We start from the raw sequence: 19,539 nt of genomic DNA, 5'->3' as shown, positions 1-19,539 counted from the left end.
AGGTCGAAGCGGGTGCGCTGCTCGATGCGCTGGGCCTCGACCAGCTTGCCCGCCTTCTGGAAGACCTCGATGCGGTCCCGCAGCTCCTCCTTGATGCCCTCGATGGCCTTCAGCACTGTCGCCCGCGGCGTCACGTAGTGGCTCGACGGAAAGACCGTGAAGCGCCCGATCTTCTGCTTGAGGTGGCCGGTGAGCGGGTCGAACAGCGTGAGATGCTCGATCTCGTCGTCGAACATCTCGATGCGCAGCGCGTGCTCGGCGCTCTCGGCCGGGAACACGTCGATCACGTCACCGCGCACCCGGAAGGTGCCGCGGCGGAAGTCGATGTCGGCCCGGTCGTACTGCATCGCCACCAGGCGCTGCACCAGGTCGCGGTGGGCGACGCGCTCACCCTCGCGCAGGTGCAGCACCATCGCGTGGTAGTCGGCCGGGTCGCCGATACCGTAGATGCACGATACCGAGGCCACGATCACCACGTCGCGCCGCTCCATCAGGCTCTTGGTGCACGACAGGCGCATCTGCTCGATGTGCTCATTGATGGCGCTGTCCTTCTCGATGAACAGGTCGCGCTGCGGCACATATGCCTCGGGCTGGTAGTAGTCGTAGTAGCTGACGAAGTACTCCACCGCGTTATTGGGGAAGAACTCGCGGAACTCGGCATACAGCTGTGCCGCCAAGGTCTTGTTGGGCGCAAACACGATGGCCGGACGCCCCATGCGGGCAATCACGTTGGCCATGGTGAAGGTTTTGCCGGATCCGGTCACCCCCAGCAAGGTCTGATAGCTGAGACCGTCTTCCACCCCTTCACACAACTGCGCAATGGCCGTGGGCTGATCCCCTGCTGGGGGATAGGGCTGAAACAGCTCGAACGGCGAATCGGGGTACTGAACGAACTGCCCTGCAGGCACGTCCCCCGCACTGGCTGACGGACTGAGGACAGGTGGCGCGTTCGTATCGGACATGAGGGGGCGATCAGGCAAGAAACCTGCCACTTTAAGCCGATCTGCCACGTTTTTCAAAGCACGCCGCCAATACAGAAGTCATTGACAAGATGATGACGAACCCCGGCGATGCATCCACTCGTGACGATCAGAAACAACTTCACGTATTTGTCATCCAGCCTTCCTATCGTTGCTGACGATCTGTACTTCTACTTGCAGCAACACCATGTCTCAACACTCGAATTCCCGTCGTCAAGCCCTGAAGCTGTTTGCAGGCATGCCCATGCTGCCGCTGTCAGGCCTGGCCGCATCGTCCATGCTCACCGGCTGCGGCGGTGGTGGCGACGACAGCAAGCCCACTCCAACCTTTGTGTCGGCTGCTTTCGGCAGCATGGCAGCGCCCACCACAACCGCCAACATGGCGACCGCCTACGTAGCCTCCACGCTGACCGTGACGCTGAGCGACGGCAGCACGCACACCAGCAACCTGGCTTACGAACCCTTCTTCCTGACAGGCACGCAAGTGTCTGACGGCAAGGGCGGCCAAATCCTGGCTGGCGGCTACTACAACATCCTGAATCAACCCATCCAGGACACCACGGGCACGACTTCGCGCCAGTTCTTCAGCGACAGCCCGGATGGCACTTCGCTGCTGACCGTCCCCAACGCGAAGGTCACCGGCGTTTCCGGCAACACCGTCTTCGCCGTGGTGCAGTTCGAGTACACCACCTGGGCACAGGACGGCACCACCGACACGTACGGCAAACTGCCCTCCCCCATCGCCGTGCTGACCCTGGATCAGAACCCATCGACCGGCAAGCTGTCGCTCGTGAAGTATCACAACGTCGACACGTCAGGCGTGCACGGCCTGTGGATCACATGCGGTGCCAGCCTGTCGCCTTGGGGCACGCACCTGTCCAGCGAAGAGTACGAGCCTGACGCCTGGTCTCTGCCCAGCTACTGGAGCGCTTTCCAGACCAATCTGGGTGACAGCACCGTCAAGCCTTACCACTATGGTCACCTGCCCGAAGTCACCGTCAAGGCTGACGGCACCGCATCGATCGCCAAGCACTACTGCATGGGCCGCATTTCGCACGAACTGGTGCAAGTCATGCCCGACAACCGCACCGTGCTGATGGGCGACGACGCCACCAACTCCGCCTTGTTCATGTTTGTGGCCGACACCGAGAAGGATCTGTCCGCCGGTACGCTGTACGTGGGCCAACTGCAAGGCGACTTCAACACCGCCTTGCTGGCGGGCACGTCCAGCGTGGGTTGGAAGTGGATCAAGCTGGGTCACGCCACCAGCGACTACGTCGAAGCCCTGGCTGACACCCTGTCCAAGGAAGACATCATGGATGTCAAGTTCGTGGACCCCACCATCGCAGACCCGACCGCAACCGGCTACACCAAGATCTACGTGAGCGGCAAGGCCAACTGGGTCAAGCTGGTAACCGGCATGGAGAAGGCCGCCGCTTTCCTGGAAACTCACCGCTACGCTTACCTGAAGGGTGGCAGCATGGGCTTCACGAAAATGGAAGGCACCACGGTCAACATCAAGGACAAGATTGCCTACTCTGCCCTGCAAAACATGCAGGACTCCATGGTGACCAACAACAGCAAGGGCTGGAATGCCGCCAGCCGCATTGGTCTGGACGCAGCGCTCAAGGCCGGCGGCGTCCTGGCTCACACCCTGGCTGGCAGCCAAGTGGACACCGACGGCAACACGATCAGCAGCGAATGGGTTCCAGTGAGCACCAAGGTGCTGTTGACCGGCGAAGACATCACTGCCGACAGCCTGGGCAACACCGCCAATCCTGACAAGATCGGCAACCCGGACAACCTCAAGTTCTCTGAGAAACTGCGTACCCTGTTCATCGGCGAAGACAGCGGCCAACACACCAACAACTTCCTGTGGGCCTACAACGTCGACACCAAGCAACTGTCGCGCATCCTGTCCGTTCCGGCTGGCGGCGAATCGACGGGTCTGCACGCCGTCGACGAAATCAATGGCTGGACTTACATCATGAGCAACTTCCAGCATGCAGGTGACAGCAGCTACGTGAAGAACAATGCGGCACTCAACACCGCCATCAACACGAACTACAACAACAAGTTCAGCGCTGCGGTTGGCTATCTGACAGCCACCTCCACCAGCATCAAGCTCCGCGCCTAAACCGCGTCAGCCCCCAAGCAAACACCCGCCATCCGGCGGGTGTTTGTCCTTTTTCGGCAGGACTGCGCAGATGCGCTCACACGTACGGCACTTCGGTCGATAAAATAAAGGGTTTGCCCGATTCTGCAATTTCGTCGTCACAAGCGCCGAAACCATCTTCGGGCGATTGCCCCGACATCGATCAATTACCCCAACCTGCCGGAGACTGCTTGCATGGCCTCGCTGTTCGCTTCCGTTGAAATGGCCCCCCGTGATCCCATCCTGGGCCTCAACGAACAATTCAATGCCGACACCAACCCCAACAAGGTGAACTTGGGTGTGGGCGTGTACACCGACGACAACGGCAAGCTGCCCCTGCTGAAGTGTGTGGCTGCGGCCGAGCAGCAAATCGCCGCGGCCCCCAAGCCACGCGGCTACCAGCCGATTGAAGGCATTGCCGCCTACAACAAGGCTGTGCAAGGTCTGGTGTTCGGCGCCGACCACGCTGCTGTGACCGAAGGTCGCATCGTCACCGCCCAAGCCATCGGCGGCACCGGCGGCCTGAAGCTGGGCGCAGACTTCCTGCACAACGTCAGCGGCAAGAAGCAAGCCCTGATCTCGAACCCCAGCTGGGAAAACCACCGCGCCATCTTTGAAACCGCCGGTTTCACCGTGGGCACCTACCCCTACTACGACGAAGCCAAGCGTGGCATCAACTTCGAAGGCATGCTGGCTGCCCTGAACGCCGCCGAAGAAGGCACCGTCATCGTGCTGCACGCCTGCTGCCACAACCCCACCGGCTACGACCTGACCGATGCCGAATGGGATCAGATCATTGCCGCCGTGAAGGCTCGCAATCTGGTGGCCTTCCTGGACATGGCTTACCAAGGCTTTGGCGAAGGCATTGCCGAAGACGGCAAGGTGATCGGCAAGTTCCTGGACGCCGGCCTGAACTTCTTCGTGTCCACCAGCTTCTCCAAGAGCTTCTCGCTGTACGGCGAGCGCGTCGGTGCCCTGAGCATCGTCAGCACCACTAAGGAAGAAGCCGGCCGCGTGCTGAGCCAACTCAAGCGCGTGATCCGCACCAACTACTCCAACCCGCCCACCCATGGCGCCACCGTGGTGGCCACCGTGCTGAACTCGCCTGAGTTGCGCAAGCAATGGGAAGACGAGCTGACCGAAATGCGCGTGCGCATCAAGGACATGCGCGCGGCACTGGTCAAGGAGTTGACCGACGCTGGCGTGCAAGGTGACCTGGGCTACATCACCCGTCAAAAGGGCATGTTCAGCTACTCCGGCCTGAACGCCGCCCAGATGCAACGCCTGCGTGGCGAGTTCGGCATCTACGGTGTGGACTCTGGCCGCATCTGCGTGGCTGCACTGAACACCAAGAACATCAAGGCTGTGGCAGCTGCCATCAAGGCCGTGATGTAAGCATTGGCCCACGCCCCACTCCGGGGCGTTTCCGCTGCATGAAAGGCTCCTCTAGAGGGGCCTTTTTTCATGTTTGTGTCACGGCGTGGAAAAAACGTGACTTTCCTGTACCTGTTATCCGACTAACAGACACCGGAACGGTGCAAAGATCAGAAAACTCCTCTATGCTGCAATGCAACATCTCTGCAGCCTTGTCGGCACAGAGGCGTCCAACTGGCTAATGACGATTGAGGTTCTGTCATGCTTTATCAGATCTACGAAACCAACCGCGCCTGGCTCAGCCCCTTCTCCGAGTTCGCAAGCGCCGCGTCCAAGCTGTACAGCAACCCCCTCTCCCCTTTCGCGCACATTCCGGCTTCTCAGCGCGTGTCCGCTGGCTTTGATCTGGCCCACCGCCTGACCAAGGAATACGAGAAACCTGAGTTCGACATCAACAAAGTGAACGTGCACGGCGTGGATGTGGTCATTCAGGAGCAGGTGGTCGAGGCCAAGCCTTTCTGCCGCCTGCTGCGTTTCAAACGCTTTACCGATGACGCGGCCATGCTGGCCAGAATGCGTGAACAGCCTTCGGTGCTGGTGGTGGCCCCCTTGTCCGGGCACCACTCGACCCTGCTGCGTGACACCGTCCGCACCTTGCTGCAAGACCACAAGGTGTACATCACCGACTGGATTGATGCCCGCATGGTGTCCTTGGACGAAGGCGCTTTCCACCTGGACGACTACATCAACTACGTTCAGGAATTCATCCGCAAGGTGGGTCCCGAAGTGCATGTCATCTCGGTGTGCCAGCCGACCGTCCCGGTATTGGCCGCCATTTCGTTGATGGCCAGCCGTGGTGAACCCACGCCCTTGACCATGACCATGATGGGTGGCCCGATCGATGCGCGCAAATCGCCCACGTCGGTGAACAACCTGGCCATGAACAAGTCGTTCGAGTGGTTCGAGAACAATGTGATCTACAAGGTGCCGCAGAACTACCCAGGCGCTGGCCGTGCGGTGTACCCCGGCTTCCTGCAGCACACGGGCTTCGTGGCCATGAATCCCGATCGCCATGCCACCTCGCACTACGACTACTTCCTGGACCTGATTCGCGGGGACGACGACAGCGCAGAAGCCCACCGCCAGTTCTACGACGAGTACAACGCCGTGCTGGACATGCCCGCCGAATACTATCTGGACACCATCCGTACCGTGTTCCAGGAGTTTTCGCTGGTGAACGGCACGTGGGAGGTTCGCAACCCACAGGGCAAAAAGGAACTGGTCCGTCCTCAAGACATCAAGACCACGGCCCTGCTGACGGTGGAAGGTGAACTGGACGACATCTCTGGCTCGGGGCAAACCAAAGCCGCGCACGAGTTGTGCACCAGCATCCCCAAGACACGCCAGAAGCACTACGACGTGATTGGCGCCGGTCACTACGGCATTTTCTCGGGCCGCCGCTGGCGCGAACAAGCGTATCCCGTGATCCGGGACTTCATCCTGTCGCACAACAAGGTGAAGAAAGCCGCTTAAACCCAACGCATTGCGTGGCGTGAAACAAGGGCTCGCTGTCTTGGCACAAGGCAGCGAGCCCTTCGACCTTGTAAACTCCGGCGCCATCATGCTGGATGCCGACAAGATCAACGCCCTTCTGCCGCAAACGCAATGCACGCGCTGCGGCTACCCCGACTGCGCCAGTTATGCCCAAGCGATTGCCACGGGAGAGGCCGGGATCAACCAATGCCCACCTGGCGGGGCAGAAGGCGTGCAGCGTCTGGCCGCCTTGACGGGACAACCCGAAGCCCCCTTGAGCGAGGCATTTGGACTGGAAGGGCCCCGTACCATCGCCGTCATCGACGAGAGCTGGTGCATCGGCTGCACCTTGTGCATCAAAGCCTGTCCGGTCGATTGCATCATCGGCACCAACAAGCACCTGCACACGGTGATCGAATCTCAGTGCACCGGCTGCGAACTCTGCATTCCCGCCTGCCCCGTGGATTGCATCAGTTTGGTAGCAGCCCACCCAGAGCCCGCGCCAACTGGCTGGGCGGCCTGGTCTCAAACACTGGCCGACCAAGCCCGTGAGCGCCACGCCTTCCGCGCACAACGCCTGGTTCGTGCCAAGGCCGAGCACGCCGAGCGCCTGCTGGCCAAAGGCGAGCACAAAGCGGCGGATCTGGCCGCAGCCTCCAAGTTGACGGACCCGGCCGTGCTGGATCACAAGCGATCCATGATCGAGGCGGCGCTGGCCCGCGCACGTGCCCGCCGTCAAAATACCTGACACACATCAAGCCAAGTCGCCCGACACCCCCTGAACGCGCACCATTTCGGGTCATCACTCTGTCATCTCTGGCACAGACAATGCATCCTAAAAAGGTGGACGGCAAAGCGCCGCTGTCCAGCACGGGAGCAGCCATGCGCGCATTGATGAATCTGGCCATCGAACCGGCCCTGAAGTTGTTCGAAGTCTCGACCCTGGTGGTCATTTCACCCTCTCAGCAGGCGATCAAACGCGTGCTGAAAGTGATGGCCGATACCCCGATGGGCGCCATCCAGATCGTGCGTGACCGCTACCCCAAATCGCGCCAGCACGAGGTGCTGTCTTGTCACAAGCTGGCCATGCCGGCGATGGGATAAGCCTTTTCTTTGGGTGTCTTGATCGAAATCACATCCGGCATCGGCTCCGCTTGAAACCCGGGTGACCAACTCCATTTATCCTTTCTCGAACGGCAGCCGCGTTATCGTGCAGCCGTGTGTCTTGCGTTGACTCGGAAAGGATCCCGATGACTGCTCCCCGCTTCGCTGCCCTGACTTTGGCTGCGGCCATGACCCTCTCGTTGACCGGTTGCGGTTACAACGACTTTCAGCGTCTGGATGAAGAAACCAAGGCCAACCTCTCCGAGGTGCAAAACCAGTATCAGCGCCGGGCCGATCTGATCCCCCAAATCGTGGCGACCGTCAAGGGCGAAGCCAATTTCGAGCAAGACACGCTGACCAAAGTGGTCGAGGCCCGCGCCAAAGCCACCAGCGTTCAGGTCACCCCCGAGTTGGTCAACAACCCGGAAGCCTTCAAGAAGTATCAGGATGCGCAGGGCGAACTCAGCGGTGCGCTGTCTCGCCTGCTGATGGTGACCGAGAACTACCCCTCTCTGAAGGCCAACCAGGCATTCCAGGACCTGCGCGTTCAACTGGAAGGCACCGAAAACCGGATCACGGTGGCTCGCAACCGTTACATCAAGTCGGTTCAGGAATACAACGTGCTGGCACGCAGCTTCCCGACCAACCTGACGGCGAAGATGTTCAGCTACCAGGTGAAGCCCAACTTTGCCGCCCAAAACGAAGCCCAAATTTCGACGCCCCCGGTGATCGACTTCAGCAAGAAGTGACATGACTCGCTGGATGCGCTGGCTGCCGATCTGGATCGGCCTGTGGTGTGCGCTGTCGTTCGTGCCCGCCTGGGCATCTGACGCAGGGTTGCACCCCGTGCCAGCGCTGACGGCCCGGGTCATGGACGAAACCGGCACGCTGTCGGCCACGGACCGACAGCAGCTGGAAAGCCAGCTGGCCGGACTGGAAACCACCCGGGGCAGCCAGGTCGTGGTGCTGATGGTCAGCACCACACAGCCCGAAGACATCGCCGCCTTTGCGCAGCGGGTCGGTGACAGCTGGAAGATCGGTCGCAAAGATGTGGGGGACGGCCTGCTGATCGTCGTTGCCAAAGAAGATCGGCGCATGCGCATCGAGGTAGCCAAAGCCCTGGAAGGGGCCATCCCGGACCTGGCCGCCAAGCAAGTCATCGAGCGATCCTTGAAGCCCGCGTTCAGGGCTGGCGACTATGCAGGCGGCCTGCGCCAAGCCATCTCGCAGCTGGACGCCTTGATTCAAGGCGAGCACCTGCCGCCCCCCGACACGACACCCCCCAACGCCCAGCCTGTTTCAGGTGTGGATTTGATGGTGCTGCTGATCGTGTTGGCGCTCTTTGGCACCGTCATCTGCTCCGTGATGAGCCTGCTGTTCGCCAAGCTGCTGGGGCCTCAACCGACGTCGCTGTTGTCGGGTGGTGTGATGAGTGGATTGGGCTGGCTGTTCACCACCAGCGTGGTGGGGAGCGCGGCGCTGTTCGTGCTGGGGTGGTGGCTCTCACGATTCTTTGTGAACCACCTGCCGCAGCCATCGAGCCAGGTCAGCACCCACGGCACCCGCAGCCCGGCCGTCACGACCTGGACCAACGGTGGCAGCAGTCATGACAGCGGTTTCAGCTTTTCTTCGGGTGGAGGCGGTGACTTCGGTGGCGGCGGCGCCTCTGACAGCTGGTAAGAACGTGAGTGTGCAACCGTGAGCCTTGTGCCGTCCCTGACTGATCCCCTCTCCCGCTGGATGCGCTGGTGCCTGGGCGCTTGGGCGCTGCTCACGCTCTGCCTCGGCTTGGCTCATGCCGACACCGGCGCGCTGGCTCCTGTGCCCGCGCTCACGGCACGCGTCATGGACCAGACGGCCACGCTCAACACCGCGCAACACCAGACACTGGAAAGCCAACTGACCGCGTTGGAGCAGGCACGGGGAAGCCAAGTTGTGGTGCTGTTGGTTCCTACCACGCAGCCCGAAGACATTGCTGCCTTTGCCAACCGTGTGGCAGACGCCTGGAAAATTGGCCGCAAGGGCGTCGGCGATGGTCTGCTGATCGTCGTGGCCAAACAAGACCGCCGCGTGCGCATCGAGGTCGCACGCGCACTGGAAGGGGCCATCCCGGATCTCGCCGCACACCGCATCATCGATGAGGTCATGACCCCGGCCTTTAAACAAGGCGACTTCGCGGGCGGGCTGACGCAAGGCATCAGCCAGATCGACAAACTGATCGCGGGCGAAGCCCTTCCGGCTCCGGCACCCTCTGCACAACCCAAGCCTGCCACGTCCAGCGGGTCGGACATGTCGCTGGACACCATTCTGGGCTTCCTGGCCGCCGCAGCCACCATCGGCTTTTTGATTGTCACAGCCGTGGCATCGCTGCTGTCCAAACTGCTGGGCGATACGTGGGGCATCATTGGCACCCATTTGCTGTTTGGCGGTCTGGCTTCGGCCTTGACCGGCAACTGGGTGGCCGGGGTGATTGCCATGGTCGTCGTGGCCGCCTTGTTCCTGTGGGGCATTTTTGGCGGCAGCTTCGTGGGCGGTGGCAGCTCGTCATCGGGCGGCGGTTTTTCCTCCGGCGGTGGGGGCAGCTTTGGTGGCGGCGGCTCATCCGGCAGTTGGTAACAAGGACAACACCATGAACACTTTGACGCGCTGGTTGCGCCATCTCTGGCTGGATGCCAAAGCGGCCGAACGCGCCATCACCAAGCCCGGTTTGAAGCGACTGGAACAGGCTGTGGCCGACAGCGAAGCGCGCCACTTGGGCGAGTTACGCCTGTGTGTCGAAGGTGGGCTGCCCTTGCCTTTGCTGCTGCGCCGGGTGTCGCCGCGCGCGCGGGCTTTGGACCTGTTCAGCCATCTGCGTGTCTGGGACACCGAACACAACAATGGCGTGCTGATCTACCTGCTGCTGGCTGAGCGGCGCATCGAGATCCTGGCGGATCGGGGGCTGCACGCCCATGTCAGCGCCGAATACTGGGGTAAGTTGAGCCAGCAGTTGTCCGCGCATCTGCGTCAAGGGCATGTCGAACAAGGTCTGATGGAAGCCCTGCTTTCAGTCGGCGCCCTGCTGAAGGCCCATTACCCTGCAGGCCAACAGCCCAACACCAACGAGTTGCCCAACGCGGTCGTGCTGCTGTAACGCACGGAGTTATGACATGATCGGCGGCCCGGCCCCTGGCCGACCTTGTTGGACCCTTCGCTTCACCGCATGAGCACTTTGATGAAAGCAGCCGAGATCGGCGCGTTTTTCAGCACCCTTCAGGCTGCCAACCCCAACCCGGAAACCGAGCTGGAATACAGCACCCCGTTCGAGCTGCTCACCGCGGTCCTGCTCTCTGCGCAAGCCACCGACGTGGGGGTCAACAAGGCCACACGCAAGCTCTATCCGGTGGCCAACACCCCCCAACAGATCCTGGATCTGGGCGAAGAGGGGCTGTGCGAGTACATCAAGACAATAGGCCTGTACAAGAGCAAGGCCCGACATCTGCTGGAAACCTGCCGCATCCTGCTCGACAAGCATGACGGCGAGGTGCCCCGCACACGTGAAGCCTTGGAAGAACTACCCGGCGTCGGTCGCAAGACGGCCAATGTGGTGCTCAACGTGGCGTTCGGCGAGCCCACGATGGCAGTCGACACCCATATTTTCCGCATGGGCAACTGCACCGGACTGGCGCCTGGCAAAACGCCGCTGGAGGTGGAGCAAAAGCTGCTCAAGCGCATTCCCGCCGAATACTTGCAGCATGCCCACCACTGGCTGATTCTGCATGGGCGCTATGTGTGCCAGGCCCGCAAGCCCCGGTGCTGGGAGTGCAGCGTGAGCACGTGGTGCAAATACAAGCCGAAAACCCCGGCACCCCAATCCTGAGGTCGCCCGCGCGCCCAGCAGGATCTCAACCCACTCAAGGGGTCAAACCCTGCTCAATGGTTGGGAATGTCAAACGAAGGCGAAGCTCTCGCTTCAGGCGGTGGTTGAGCAGCCGGCGCGACTCGCTCATGAACGACCACTGCATCGGGCTCATCACCTGAACCGCTTCGGCCCTCGTCAGGCGCGGTGCCCGGGGCAAACCGAAGTGATCGGCCACCCAGTCGAAATAGTCGCCCATGCGCAGATCGGTGTCATCGCAGGCGTGCACCACACGTCCGGGGCGGCCTCGCCACAAAGCCAGCACACAGGCACGCGCCAAGTCATCGGCATGGATGTGGTTGGTGAACACGTCATCAGCGGGCGCCAGCAATGGGCTGCCGCGTCGCACGCGCTCACGGGGGTCGCCCCCTTCACGATCCAGGGCGTAGATGCCGGGAATGCGCAGGATGCTGGCGCGCACACCGTGGCCCCGCTGCCCCCAGGCTCGCACACGGGACTCGGCATCCACGCGCCGCTGCGCCCGCGCGGTGGCCGGCCTCACCGGTCGCGTTTCGTCAAATTGCGCGCCACCCGCGTCCCCGTAGACACCCGTGGTGCTGCCATACACCAGGCTGTGCACACGCCCCCGGCGGGCCAGGGCTTGCAGCAGATGGGCGGTTCGCGTGTCTTGCTCACCCTGAGAAGGCGGTGGCGCCAAGTGCAGGATGCGCGGCGCCAGGCCGGCCAGTCGGGCCAAGGTGGCGGGGGCATCCAGGTTGCCGATGAGGGGCAAGACGCCCTGGGATCGCAGTTCAGCGGCCCGCTCAGTTTGTGAGGTCAAGGCCAGCACACGACAGTGCGGGCGCAGCAGACGCGCCGCGCGTATTCCGACATCGCCACACCCGACAATGAGGACGCGAGTTTGACGAAAACGGGTGTGCCGTGCAGGTTGCGGGTTGAACATGGCTGGTCTGAGCGAAAATCCTGCCTGCGATTCTGAGGCCGAATGGCATCGCCCTGGCCTTGCGCAACGTTTCGTCGTCCGGAGTGTGTGTTCATCATGAGTTTTTCTGTCTCCATCCAGCCCAGCGGCCGTCAGTTCACCATGCAAGGTGAGGAAACCGTGCTCACCGGTGCCATCAACGCGGGCATCGGTCTGCCTTATGGTTGCAAGGATGGCGCCTGTGGCTCGTGCAAGTGCAAGCTCGTCGAAGGCCGTGTGCACCACGGACCGCATCAGGAGAAGGCACTGAGCGCCGCCGAAGCCGAAAGTGGTTTCATCCTGACCTGCTGCGCCAAGCCAGAAACCGATCTGGTGATTGAGTCGCGCCAGGTGGTGGCCGTTGGCGACTTCCCGGTGGTGAAAATGCCGACCCGGGTGACCAAGCTGACCCAGGTGGCACCCGATGTGATGGTCGTTCGCCTGCAACTGCCCACCAACAACACTTTCGACTTCCGCGCTGGCCAGTACATCGAGTTCATTCTGAAGGACGGCCAACGCCGCAGTTACTCGATGGCCAATGCCCCGCACGCGGTCAAGGAAGCGGGCCCTGAGGGCGTGGAGCTGCACATCCGCCACATGCCGGGTGGCCTGTTCACCGATCACGTGTTTGGTGCGCTGAAGGAAAAGGAAATCCTGCGTGTCGAAGGACCTTACGGCACCTTCTTCCTGCGCGAAGACTCCGATCGCCCCATCGTGCTGCTGGGCTCGGGCACCGGGTTTGCGCCGCTCAAGGCCATCATCGAGCACATGCGCCATGCCAACATCAGCCGCCCCACCACGCTGTATTGGGGCTGTCGCAGCAAGGCAGATCTGTACATGCACGACTGGGCGCAGCAACAGGCTGCCGAGCTGCCTTGGCTGACCTATGTGCCCGTGTTGTCTGAAGCCAAGGCCGACGATGCCTGGACGGGCCGCACCGGCCTGGTCCACCAAGCCGTGCTGGCGGACCTGCCTGACTTGTCTGGCCACGAGGTGTACGCCTGCGGCGCCCCCATCATGGTGTCGTCAGCACGTCGCGACTTCACAGCCCAAGCCGGTTTGCCGGACGAGCATTTCTACGCCGACGCCTTCACCAGCGAAGCCGACAAACAGAGCGCCTGACATTGCCGCACGCGCGCTCACACTGAAGCCAAGGAGCCTCCATGTCTTACGATTCGAACAACATCTTTGCCAAGATTCTGCGTGGCGAGATCCCCTGCATCAAGCTGTTTGAAGACGCGCACACGCTGGCCTTCATGGACATCATGCCGCAGACCGATGGACACGCATTGGTCATCCCCAAGGAACCGGCCACCACGCTCTTCGAGTTGTCGGATGAGGCTGCACAAGCCTGCATGGCCACGGTGCGCAAGATCGGCAATGCGCAAAAGAAGGGGCTGGGTGCGGAAGGTGTGGTGCTGATGCAGCTCAACGGCCCGGCTGCCGGCCAGACCGTGCCGCACTTTCACATCCACGTGATCCCCGGCTCGATCGCTGACCTGCGCAAGCCCCACGCCACCGTGATGGCCGATCAAGGGCACCTCAAGGCTTTCGCCGACAAGATCATCGCTGCGCTGTAAGCCACACGTCACGATCGCCAAAAGGCCCGCTGATGCGGGCCTTTTGTTTCAAGCGCCCAAATAGGCCGCTTGCACTTGCGGGTTGCCCAGCAAGTCTGGCGCAGGGCCGCTGAGCACACACTCGCCGGAGTCCAGCACATAGGCACGATCGGCCAGTTCCAGCGCACGATGGGCGTTCTGCTCCACCAGCAGCACGGTCACGCCTTGCTTGGCGACGTCCTGAACCACCTCAAAGATCTTGTCGACCATGATGGGCGACAGGCCCATGGATGGCTCATCCAGCAAGAGCAGTTTGGGCCGGGACAAGAGCGCGCGCCCCATGGCCAGCATCTGTTGCTCCCCGCCAGACAAGGTCCCAGCCAATTGGTGCATGCGCTCTTTGAGACGTGGAAAGCGCGCATACACCGCCTCCGTGTCCGACGCCACTTCGGGATCCCGGCGCAGATAGGCGCCCATCTGCAGGTTCTCGTCGATCGTCATGCGGGTGAAGATGCCCCGTCCTTCAGGGACCATGACCAGCCCTTGCGCCACCAGATCCCAGGGACCTTGCCCCTGAAGGCTTCGCCCTTGGTACCGTACCTCGCCCGACTGCGGCTGTAGCAGACCACAAATGGCCTGGAGGGTGGTGGTTTTGCCCGCGCCATTGGCACCGATCAGGCTCACCAGTTCGCCGGGAAACAGATCCAGGTCCAGCCGCTTGACCGCCTGGATGCCGCCATAGGCCACATGGAGGCCGCGCACCGACAACAGCGCAGACCCTGCGCCCGCTTGAGAATCAGACATCACTGCAACACTCATGTGCGCCCTCACGTGGGCTGATGGGCTTGGCCCAGATACGCGGCGATCACGGCCGGATCGCGCTGAACATCGGCTGGCAGGCCATGCGCAATGCGCTTGCCCTGATCCAGCACCGTGACCCGGTCACACAGGCCCATGACCAGCTTCACGTCATGCTCAATGAGCAGCACCGCGCGACCTTGCGCACGGATGCGCTCAATCAGCTCACGCAGTTGCAGCTTTTCAGTGGCATTCATGCCGGCCGCAGGTTCGTCCAGCGCCAGCAGCTTGGGCTCGGTGGCCAAGGCGCGTGCAATCTCCAGACGCCGCTGATCCCCGTAGCTCAGAGTGCGGGCTGTTTGCTGCGCCTTGCCAGCCAGCCCCACGAAGTCGAGCAACTCACGGGCATCCCGGGTGATCTGATGCTCTTCCGCCCGAAAGGCCTGGGTGCGCAAGATGGCTTGCCACCAACCTACCCGCGTGCGCACATGGCGCCCGACGCGGACGTTGTCCAGCACGGACATGTCGGCAAACAGGCGGATGTTCTGGAACGTGCGCGCAATGCCTGCCTGCGCCACTTTGTGGACAGCCGTGGGCTTGTACGTGCGCCCGGCCAGCTCAAACCGGCCCTGATCCGACGGCACCAGGCCCGTGATGACATTGAAAAACGTCGTTTTGCCCGCGCCATTGGGGCCGATGAGGCCATGCACTTCACCGGGCAGGATGGTCAAGGCCACATCGCTGAGCGCCTGCAAACCACCAAACCGTTTGGACACGCCCGCCACATTCAACAGCGTCTGGCTCATGCTTGCCCCTCAGACTGGTTGGGGATCAACTGGTCTTCATGTCGGGGCGAAGGCCACAAACCGCGTGGGCGTACCAGCATGATGCCGATCATCGCCAGCGCAATCAGCAGTTGGCGCAAGATGGCCGCGTCCAGTCGACCATCAGTCATGGCTTGCAAGGGGCCGGCCACGTGACGCAGCACCTCCGGCAAGGCCGCGAGCAAGAAGGCGCCCAGGATGACCCCGGGAATGTGCCCGAGTCCGCCCAACACCACCATGGCCACGACCATCACCGACTCTTGCAGGCTGAAGGACTCGGGTGACACGAAGCCCTGGAAACTGGCAAACAGCACGCCCGCCACGCCCCCGAACGAAGCACCCAAACCAAACGCCAGCAGCTTCAGGTTGCGGGTGTTCAGCCCCATGGCCTTGGCGGCAATTTCGTCTTCCCGGATGGCAACCCAGGCACGCCCCAGGCGAGAGTCATGCAGACGACCGCAGATCACCACTGCCCCGACCACGATGGCCAGGAACAAGTAGTAGTACAGCGTCACGGAATACAAGGTGAAGCCCGCCACCTGCAAAGGCTCGCCCAGGCTCACACCCGCGATGTGGATGGGTTCGATGCTGCTGATGCCCTTGGGTCCGTTGGTGATGTTGATGGGGGCATCCAGGTTGTTCATGAACACGCGGATGATTTCACCGAAGCCCAGGGTCACGATGGCCAGGTAATCGCCTCTCAACTTCAAAGTGGGCGCTCCCAGCAACACGCCGGCCAGCGCCGCCACCCCTGCCGCCAATGGCAAGGCTTGCCAGAGGGGCAGATGCAACCCTTGCGGGAACAGGGCCGCAACGGCCGGCAGGTTGTCGACCAGATGCGGCGAAGCCAGCAGCGCAAACAGGTAAGCACCCACCGCGTAGAACGCGATGTAGCCCAGGTCGAGCAGGCCAGCAAACCCCACCACGATGTTCAGGCCGAGCGCCAGCAAGATGTAGAGCAGCGCCGTATCGAGAATGCGGACCCAGGCCTCCCCCACGCCCTGCAAAGCAATCGGCAGGACACACAAGGCCAGCGCGCACACCAGGAACACCGGCAGACGTTTGTTCATCAACATGGTCTGACTCCTCAGGCGCGATCGGCCACGCGCTCACCCAGCAGACCTTGGGGCCGCAAGGTCAAGACCAGAATCAGGACCGCAAAGGCAAAGATGTCCTGGTAGTTGCTGCCCAGCACATCGCCGGTCAACTCGCCGATGTAGCCCGCACCCATGGCCTCGATGACACCCAGCAACAAGCCGCCCACCATGGCCCCGGCCAGGTTCCCGATGCCACCGAACACTGCTGCCGTGAAGGCTTTCAAGCCAGGCAAAAAGCCCATGGTGTGCTGAACCGATCCATAGTTGGCCGCCCACATCACACCGGCCAGCGCAGCCAGGGCTGCGCCGATGATGAAGGTGGCCGAAATGATCTTGTCAGGCTGCACGCCCATCAATTGGGCCACTTTGGGGTTCTCGGCCGTGGCCCGCATGGCCCGACCCAGCTTGGTGCCATGAATCAAGGCCATCAGACCCGCCAGGGTCATGGCGGTCACGGCCAGGATCAGAATCTGAACCAGGTTGATGGTGGCACCCATGAACTCATAGGGCTCGTCATTGAGCAGAATGGGATACGGCTTGTAATCGGGCTTCCAGATGATCATGGCCAAGGTCTGCAACAGCAGGGACATGCCCATGGCCGTGATCAGCGGCGCCAGCCGGGGGGCATTGCGCAAAGGCCGATATGCCAGCTTTTCGATCACATAGTTCAGGGCCATGCAGGCCACCATGGCTGCCACCACCGAGATTGCCAGCAGCAGCCAGCCCGGCAGCCCAGAGTCACCCAGGGTGGTGACGACCGTCCAGCTCACCAGGGCACCGACCATCAAGACCTCGCCGTGTGCGAAGTTGATGAGGTTCACGATGCCGTAAACCATGGTGTAGCCCAGTGCCACCAGGGCATACATGCTGCCCAGCACCAGGCCATTGATCAGTTGTTGAATGAAGATGTCCACGATCGTCGGGGCATGCAAAAAGCCCGCCAGGCCGGCGCAAGGCCAACAGGCGGGCTGTTATGAAAACAGACGGCTGGGATTATCGGGCATCCAGGCCGCTGTCTCAGCGCTCGAAAGCCCCAACTCAGAAGGGCAAGGGCAGCTTCAGCATCTTGAGGAACTGCGTGACCATCTGCTTTTTAGCCGGGGTGTACGGTGGGTAGAACAGCATCTTGGCGGCGTTGATCATGCCGCCCTTGAGCACGCCACGTTCATGCGAGAAGGTCTTGAAGCCGAACTCGCCGTGGGCATTGCCGATCCCGGAGTTGTTCACGCCACCAAAGGGCAGATTGCCTTGCGCGTAGTGCAAGACCACCTGGTTGATGGCCACGCCACCCGAGCTGGTGCGTGCCAGGATGCTGCGTGTGCGCTTCATGTCCTGGCTGAACACGTACAGGGCCAGCGGCTTGGGCATGGCGTTGATGGCGTGCACGACCTCGTCTACCTGACGGAAGGTCAGGACGGGCAGCACGGGCCCGAAAATTTCTTCCGACATGATGGCCGCATCGCGCGGCACCTGATCCAGCAGCGTCGGCGCGATGTAGCAAGACGCCACATCCACTTCACCACCGGTCAGCGCCTTGGCACCCTTGGACAAGGCATCTTGCAGCAGCCCCCCAATGCGCTGGGTGTGACGCTGGTTGATGACGCGTGTCAAGTCAGGGCTGGCACGTTGCGCTTCCGGGGTCGCGCCATAGCGCTCGGCCAACACCTTGCGGCACTCTTCCACGAAGCGGTCTTTCACCGACTCATGCACATAGACGTGGTCGGGCGCCACGCAAATCTGGCCACAGTTGGTCAGCTTGCCCCACAGCATCACCTCGGCGGCCTGACGCAAATTGGCGGTTTCGTCGACGATGACGGGCGACTTGCCCCCCAGCTCCAGTGTCACGCTGGTCAGGTGCTTGGCCGCAGCGGTCATGACCACCTTGCCCACAGCGGGTGAGCCGGTGAAGAAGATGTGATCGAAGGGCAGCTCCAGCAAGGCCTGCGACGTAGGCAGACTGCCCTCGAACAAGGCCACTTCGTGCGGCTGGAACACGGTCGCGATCACCTCGGCCATGACCGCGCTCACCGCAGGCGTCATTTCAGAGGGCTTGAGGATGGCGGTATTGCCAGCTGCCAGGGCCGACACCAGCGGGCCGAAGCACAGATTGAGCGGGAAGTTCCACGGCGCGATGATCAGGCAGCGACCACGCGGCTGGTATTCGATCCAGCTGGACGTGAACAGCGTCCCGATGGTGGGGCGCACGCGCTTGGGCTGGGCCCACTTCTTCAGGCTCGAAATGGTGTGGCGGATCTCTTCGAGCACCGGCATGAATTCCGTGCCGTTGACTTCGATCGCGGGCTTGCGATAGTCCTTCTCGAAGGCCGCGTAAAAGTCTTGCTGGCGAGCCAGCATGCCATCACGCAAACGCTTGAGACGGTCAATCCGCTCGGCAAGGGTCGACGTGCGCCAAGCCAGGGCCGTTGGCCCCTGTGACTCGAACACGCGTCGGATGTCCTCGGGCTTGGACTCGCCGGTCTGCGGATCAACGACATGCATCATTGGACGGTTCATGCTGGTCTCCATCGGTCGGGATCAGTGATCCTCAGGTTTTGCTTCGGGCGGCTTTGCGAGCAGCCGGGGTTGGGGTCGCCGCGGCTTTCACGGCAGGCTTGGCGGCTGCCTTGGGGGCGGCCTTTGGAGCTGCCTTGGAAGCGGCTTTCTTGGCTGCGGGCTTCGTGGCAGCGACCGCTTTCTTGGCCACAGCCTTTTTGGCCGCAGGCTTTTGATCCACCTTGACCGCTTTGTCAGCCTTCACGGGCGCGGCGCTTTTTGGCGCTGCCTTGGTGGCTTTCTTTTCGGTCTTCTGCTCGATCTTTTTCTCAGCCTTCACTTCGGCCTTTTTCTCGACCTTTTTCTCGGCTTTTTGCGCAGCCTTCTTGTCAGACTTTTTCTCGGCCTTGGCTGGCGCCTTCACCACAGGCAACTGGATGGCGGGCTTCTTGGACTCGGCCTTGGCTGGCGCAGGCTTGGACGAGACCAGTGCCACGCCCTCAGAAGCCAGACCCGCCTTGATCAAACGCTCCACCAACTCATGGACCGACAAGGCTTGCCCTTGGGCCAGACCGTTGAGCTGATCCACCAAATCACTGTGGAGCTTGCAGGCGAACGGCACCAAGCCAGCGGCGTGATCCAGCTTGCGCTGCTCGCGACGGGACAATGCAGGCGCGGAGCCAGCGGCAAAGCGATCGGGCGTCCCGGCATAGCGCACGCCATCACGGAGCTTGAATGCTTTGTTTTTTTCGAGATCGGTCTTCTTCATGCTCATGGCAGAACGGTCCACACGGGACAAAAA

Annotated in this window: 20 protein-coding genes; 12 read left to right on the top strand and 8 right to left on the bottom strand. The window is 61.9% G+C overall.

Annotation, left to right across the window (positions count from 1 at the left end):
* Positions 1-962: DEAD/DEAH box helicase family protein (locus ACMV18_RS01850; RefSeq protein WP_420816464.1), on the bottom strand; the 962-nt coding region annotated here is incomplete at its 3' end.
* Positions 963-1,167: 205 nt separating this feature from the next.
* On the opposite strand from ACMV18_RS01850, the gene ACMV18_RS01845 reads away from it, so the two are divergent.
* From ACMV18_RS01845 to nth, 10 genes are all read left to right on the top strand, one after another.
* Entirely contained in the window at positions 1,168-3,117 is a 1,950-nt protein-coding gene (locus ACMV18_RS01845) for a PhoX family protein (RefSeq protein ID WP_420816463.1), read from the top strand.
* A 213-nt stretch (positions 3,118-3,330) separates the two neighbouring features.
* Positions 3,331-4,530, top strand: coding sequence for an amino acid aminotransferase (locus ACMV18_RS01840; protein WP_420816462.1), 1,200 nt, complete (start codon positions 3,331-3,333; stop codon positions 4,528-4,530).
* Positions 4,531-4,770: 240 nt separating this feature from the next.
* The gene (locus tag ACMV18_RS01835; RefSeq protein ID WP_420816461.1) at positions 4,771-6,042 is read left to right on the top strand and encodes a polyhydroxyalkanoate depolymerase; all 1,272 of its coding nucleotides are present in this window, start codon (positions 4,771-4,773) and stop codon (positions 6,040-6,042) included.
* An 88-nt stretch (positions 6,043-6,130) separates the two neighbouring features.
* Positions 6,131-6,790, top strand: a complete 660-nt coding sequence (rsxB, locus tag ACMV18_RS01830) for an electron transport complex subunit RsxB (RefSeq protein WP_374259310.1) — start codon at positions 6,131-6,133, stop codon at positions 6,788-6,790.
* Positions 6,791-6,870: 80 nt separating this feature from the next.
* Positions 6,871-7,146 carry a hypothetical protein gene (locus tag ACMV18_RS01825; RefSeq protein WP_374259306.1) on the top strand — a complete coding sequence of 92 codons (276 nt, stop codon included), beginning with the start codon at positions 6,871-6,873 and terminating at the stop codon, positions 7,144-7,146.
* Positions 7,147-7,292: 146 nt separating this feature from the next.
* The gene (locus ACMV18_RS01820) at positions 7,293-7,895 is read left to right on the top strand and encodes a LemA family protein (protein WP_420816460.1); all 603 of its coding nucleotides are present in this window, start codon (positions 7,293-7,295) and stop codon (positions 7,893-7,895) included.
* 1 nt (position 7,896) lies between these two features.
* Entirely contained in the window at positions 7,897-8,826 is a 930-nt protein-coding gene (locus ACMV18_RS01815; RefSeq protein ID WP_420816459.1) for a TPM domain-containing protein, read from the top strand.
* 60 nt (positions 8,827-8,886) lie between these two features.
* The gene (locus ACMV18_RS01810; protein ID WP_420816465.1) at positions 8,887-9,762 is read left to right on the top strand and encodes a TPM domain-containing protein; all 876 of its coding nucleotides are present in this window, start codon (positions 8,887-8,889) and stop codon (positions 9,760-9,762) included.
* Between the two features lie 13 nt (positions 9,763-9,775).
* Positions 9,776-10,279 (top strand): TPM domain-containing protein, encoded by a 504-nt coding sequence (locus ACMV18_RS01805; protein WP_420816458.1) that lies wholly within the window; start codon positions 9,776-9,778, stop codon positions 10,277-10,279.
* Positions 10,280-10,348: 69 nt separating this feature from the next.
* Positions 10,349-11,005 carry an endonuclease III gene (gene nth / locus ACMV18_RS01800; RefSeq protein ID WP_420816457.1) on the top strand — a complete coding sequence of 219 codons (657 nt, stop codon included), beginning with the start codon at positions 10,349-10,351 and terminating at the stop codon, positions 11,003-11,005.
* Positions 11,006-11,039: 34 nt separating this feature from the next.
* On the opposite strand, the gene ACMV18_RS01795 is transcribed toward nth, so the two are convergent.
* Complete coding sequence (locus tag ACMV18_RS01795; RefSeq protein WP_420816456.1) at positions 11,040-11,948, bottom strand: NAD-dependent epimerase/dehydratase family protein; 909 nt, start codon at positions 11,946-11,948, stop codon at positions 11,040-11,042.
* 96 nt (positions 11,949-12,044) lie between these two features.
* On the opposite strand from ACMV18_RS01795, the gene ACMV18_RS01790 reads away from it, so the two are divergent.
* Together ACMV18_RS01790 and ACMV18_RS01785 are read left to right on the top strand one after the other, a co-directional pair.
* Complete coding sequence (locus ACMV18_RS01790) at positions 12,045-13,088, top strand: CDP-6-deoxy-delta-3,4-glucoseen reductase (RefSeq protein ID WP_374255359.1); 1,044 nt, start codon at positions 12,045-12,047, stop codon at positions 13,086-13,088.
* 41 nt (positions 13,089-13,129) lie between these two features.
* Positions 13,130-13,546, top strand: coding sequence for an HIT family protein (locus ACMV18_RS01785; RefSeq protein WP_374255361.1), 417 nt, complete (start codon positions 13,130-13,132; stop codon positions 13,544-13,546).
* A gap of 48 nt (positions 13,547-13,594) precedes the next feature.
* Here ACMV18_RS01785 and ACMV18_RS01780 read toward each other — a convergent pair whose 3' ends face one another.
* From ACMV18_RS01780 to ACMV18_RS01755, 6 genes are all read right to left on the bottom strand, one after another.
* Positions 13,595-14,329 (bottom strand): ABC transporter ATP-binding protein, encoded by a 735-nt coding sequence (locus tag ACMV18_RS01780; protein ID WP_420816455.1) that lies wholly within the window; start codon positions 14,327-14,329, stop codon positions 13,595-13,597.
* 23 nt (positions 14,330-14,352) lie between these two features.
* On the bottom strand, positions 14,353-15,129 hold the full coding sequence (locus ACMV18_RS01775) for an ABC transporter ATP-binding protein (RefSeq protein WP_420816454.1): 777 nt from the start codon (positions 15,127-15,129) through the stop codon (positions 14,353-14,355).
* Complete coding sequence (locus tag ACMV18_RS01770; RefSeq protein WP_374255482.1) at positions 15,126-16,217, bottom strand: branched-chain amino acid ABC transporter permease; 1,092 nt, start codon at positions 16,215-16,217, stop codon at positions 15,126-15,128. Before ACMV18_RS01770 ends, ACMV18_RS01775 begins: the two co-directional genes overlap by 4 nt.
* A gap of 17 nt (positions 16,218-16,234) precedes the next feature.
* Positions 16,235-17,158: a branched-chain amino acid ABC transporter permease gene (locus ACMV18_RS01765; RefSeq protein WP_420816453.1), complete on the bottom strand. Its 924-nt coding sequence runs from the start codon at positions 17,156-17,158 to the stop codon at positions 16,235-16,237.
* 124 nt (positions 17,159-17,282) lie between these two features.
* Positions 17,283-18,758 (bottom strand): aldehyde dehydrogenase family protein, encoded by a 1,476-nt coding sequence (locus ACMV18_RS01760; protein WP_420816452.1) that lies wholly within the window; start codon positions 18,756-18,758, stop codon positions 17,283-17,285.
* 31 nt (positions 18,759-18,789) lie between these two features.
* Positions 18,790-19,512: a hypothetical protein gene (locus ACMV18_RS01755; protein WP_420816451.1), complete on the bottom strand. Its 723-nt coding sequence runs from the start codon at positions 19,510-19,512 to the stop codon at positions 18,790-18,792.
* Positions 19,513-19,539 lie beyond the last annotated feature (27 nt).

Origin of the sequence: Aquabacterium sp. (assembly GCF_048860245.1) — a bacterium.
Lineage (GTDB): Bacteria > Pseudomonadota > Gammaproteobacteria > Burkholderiales > Burkholderiaceae_C > Aquabacterium.
This window is presented reverse-complemented; position numbering and strand designations above follow the sequence as displayed.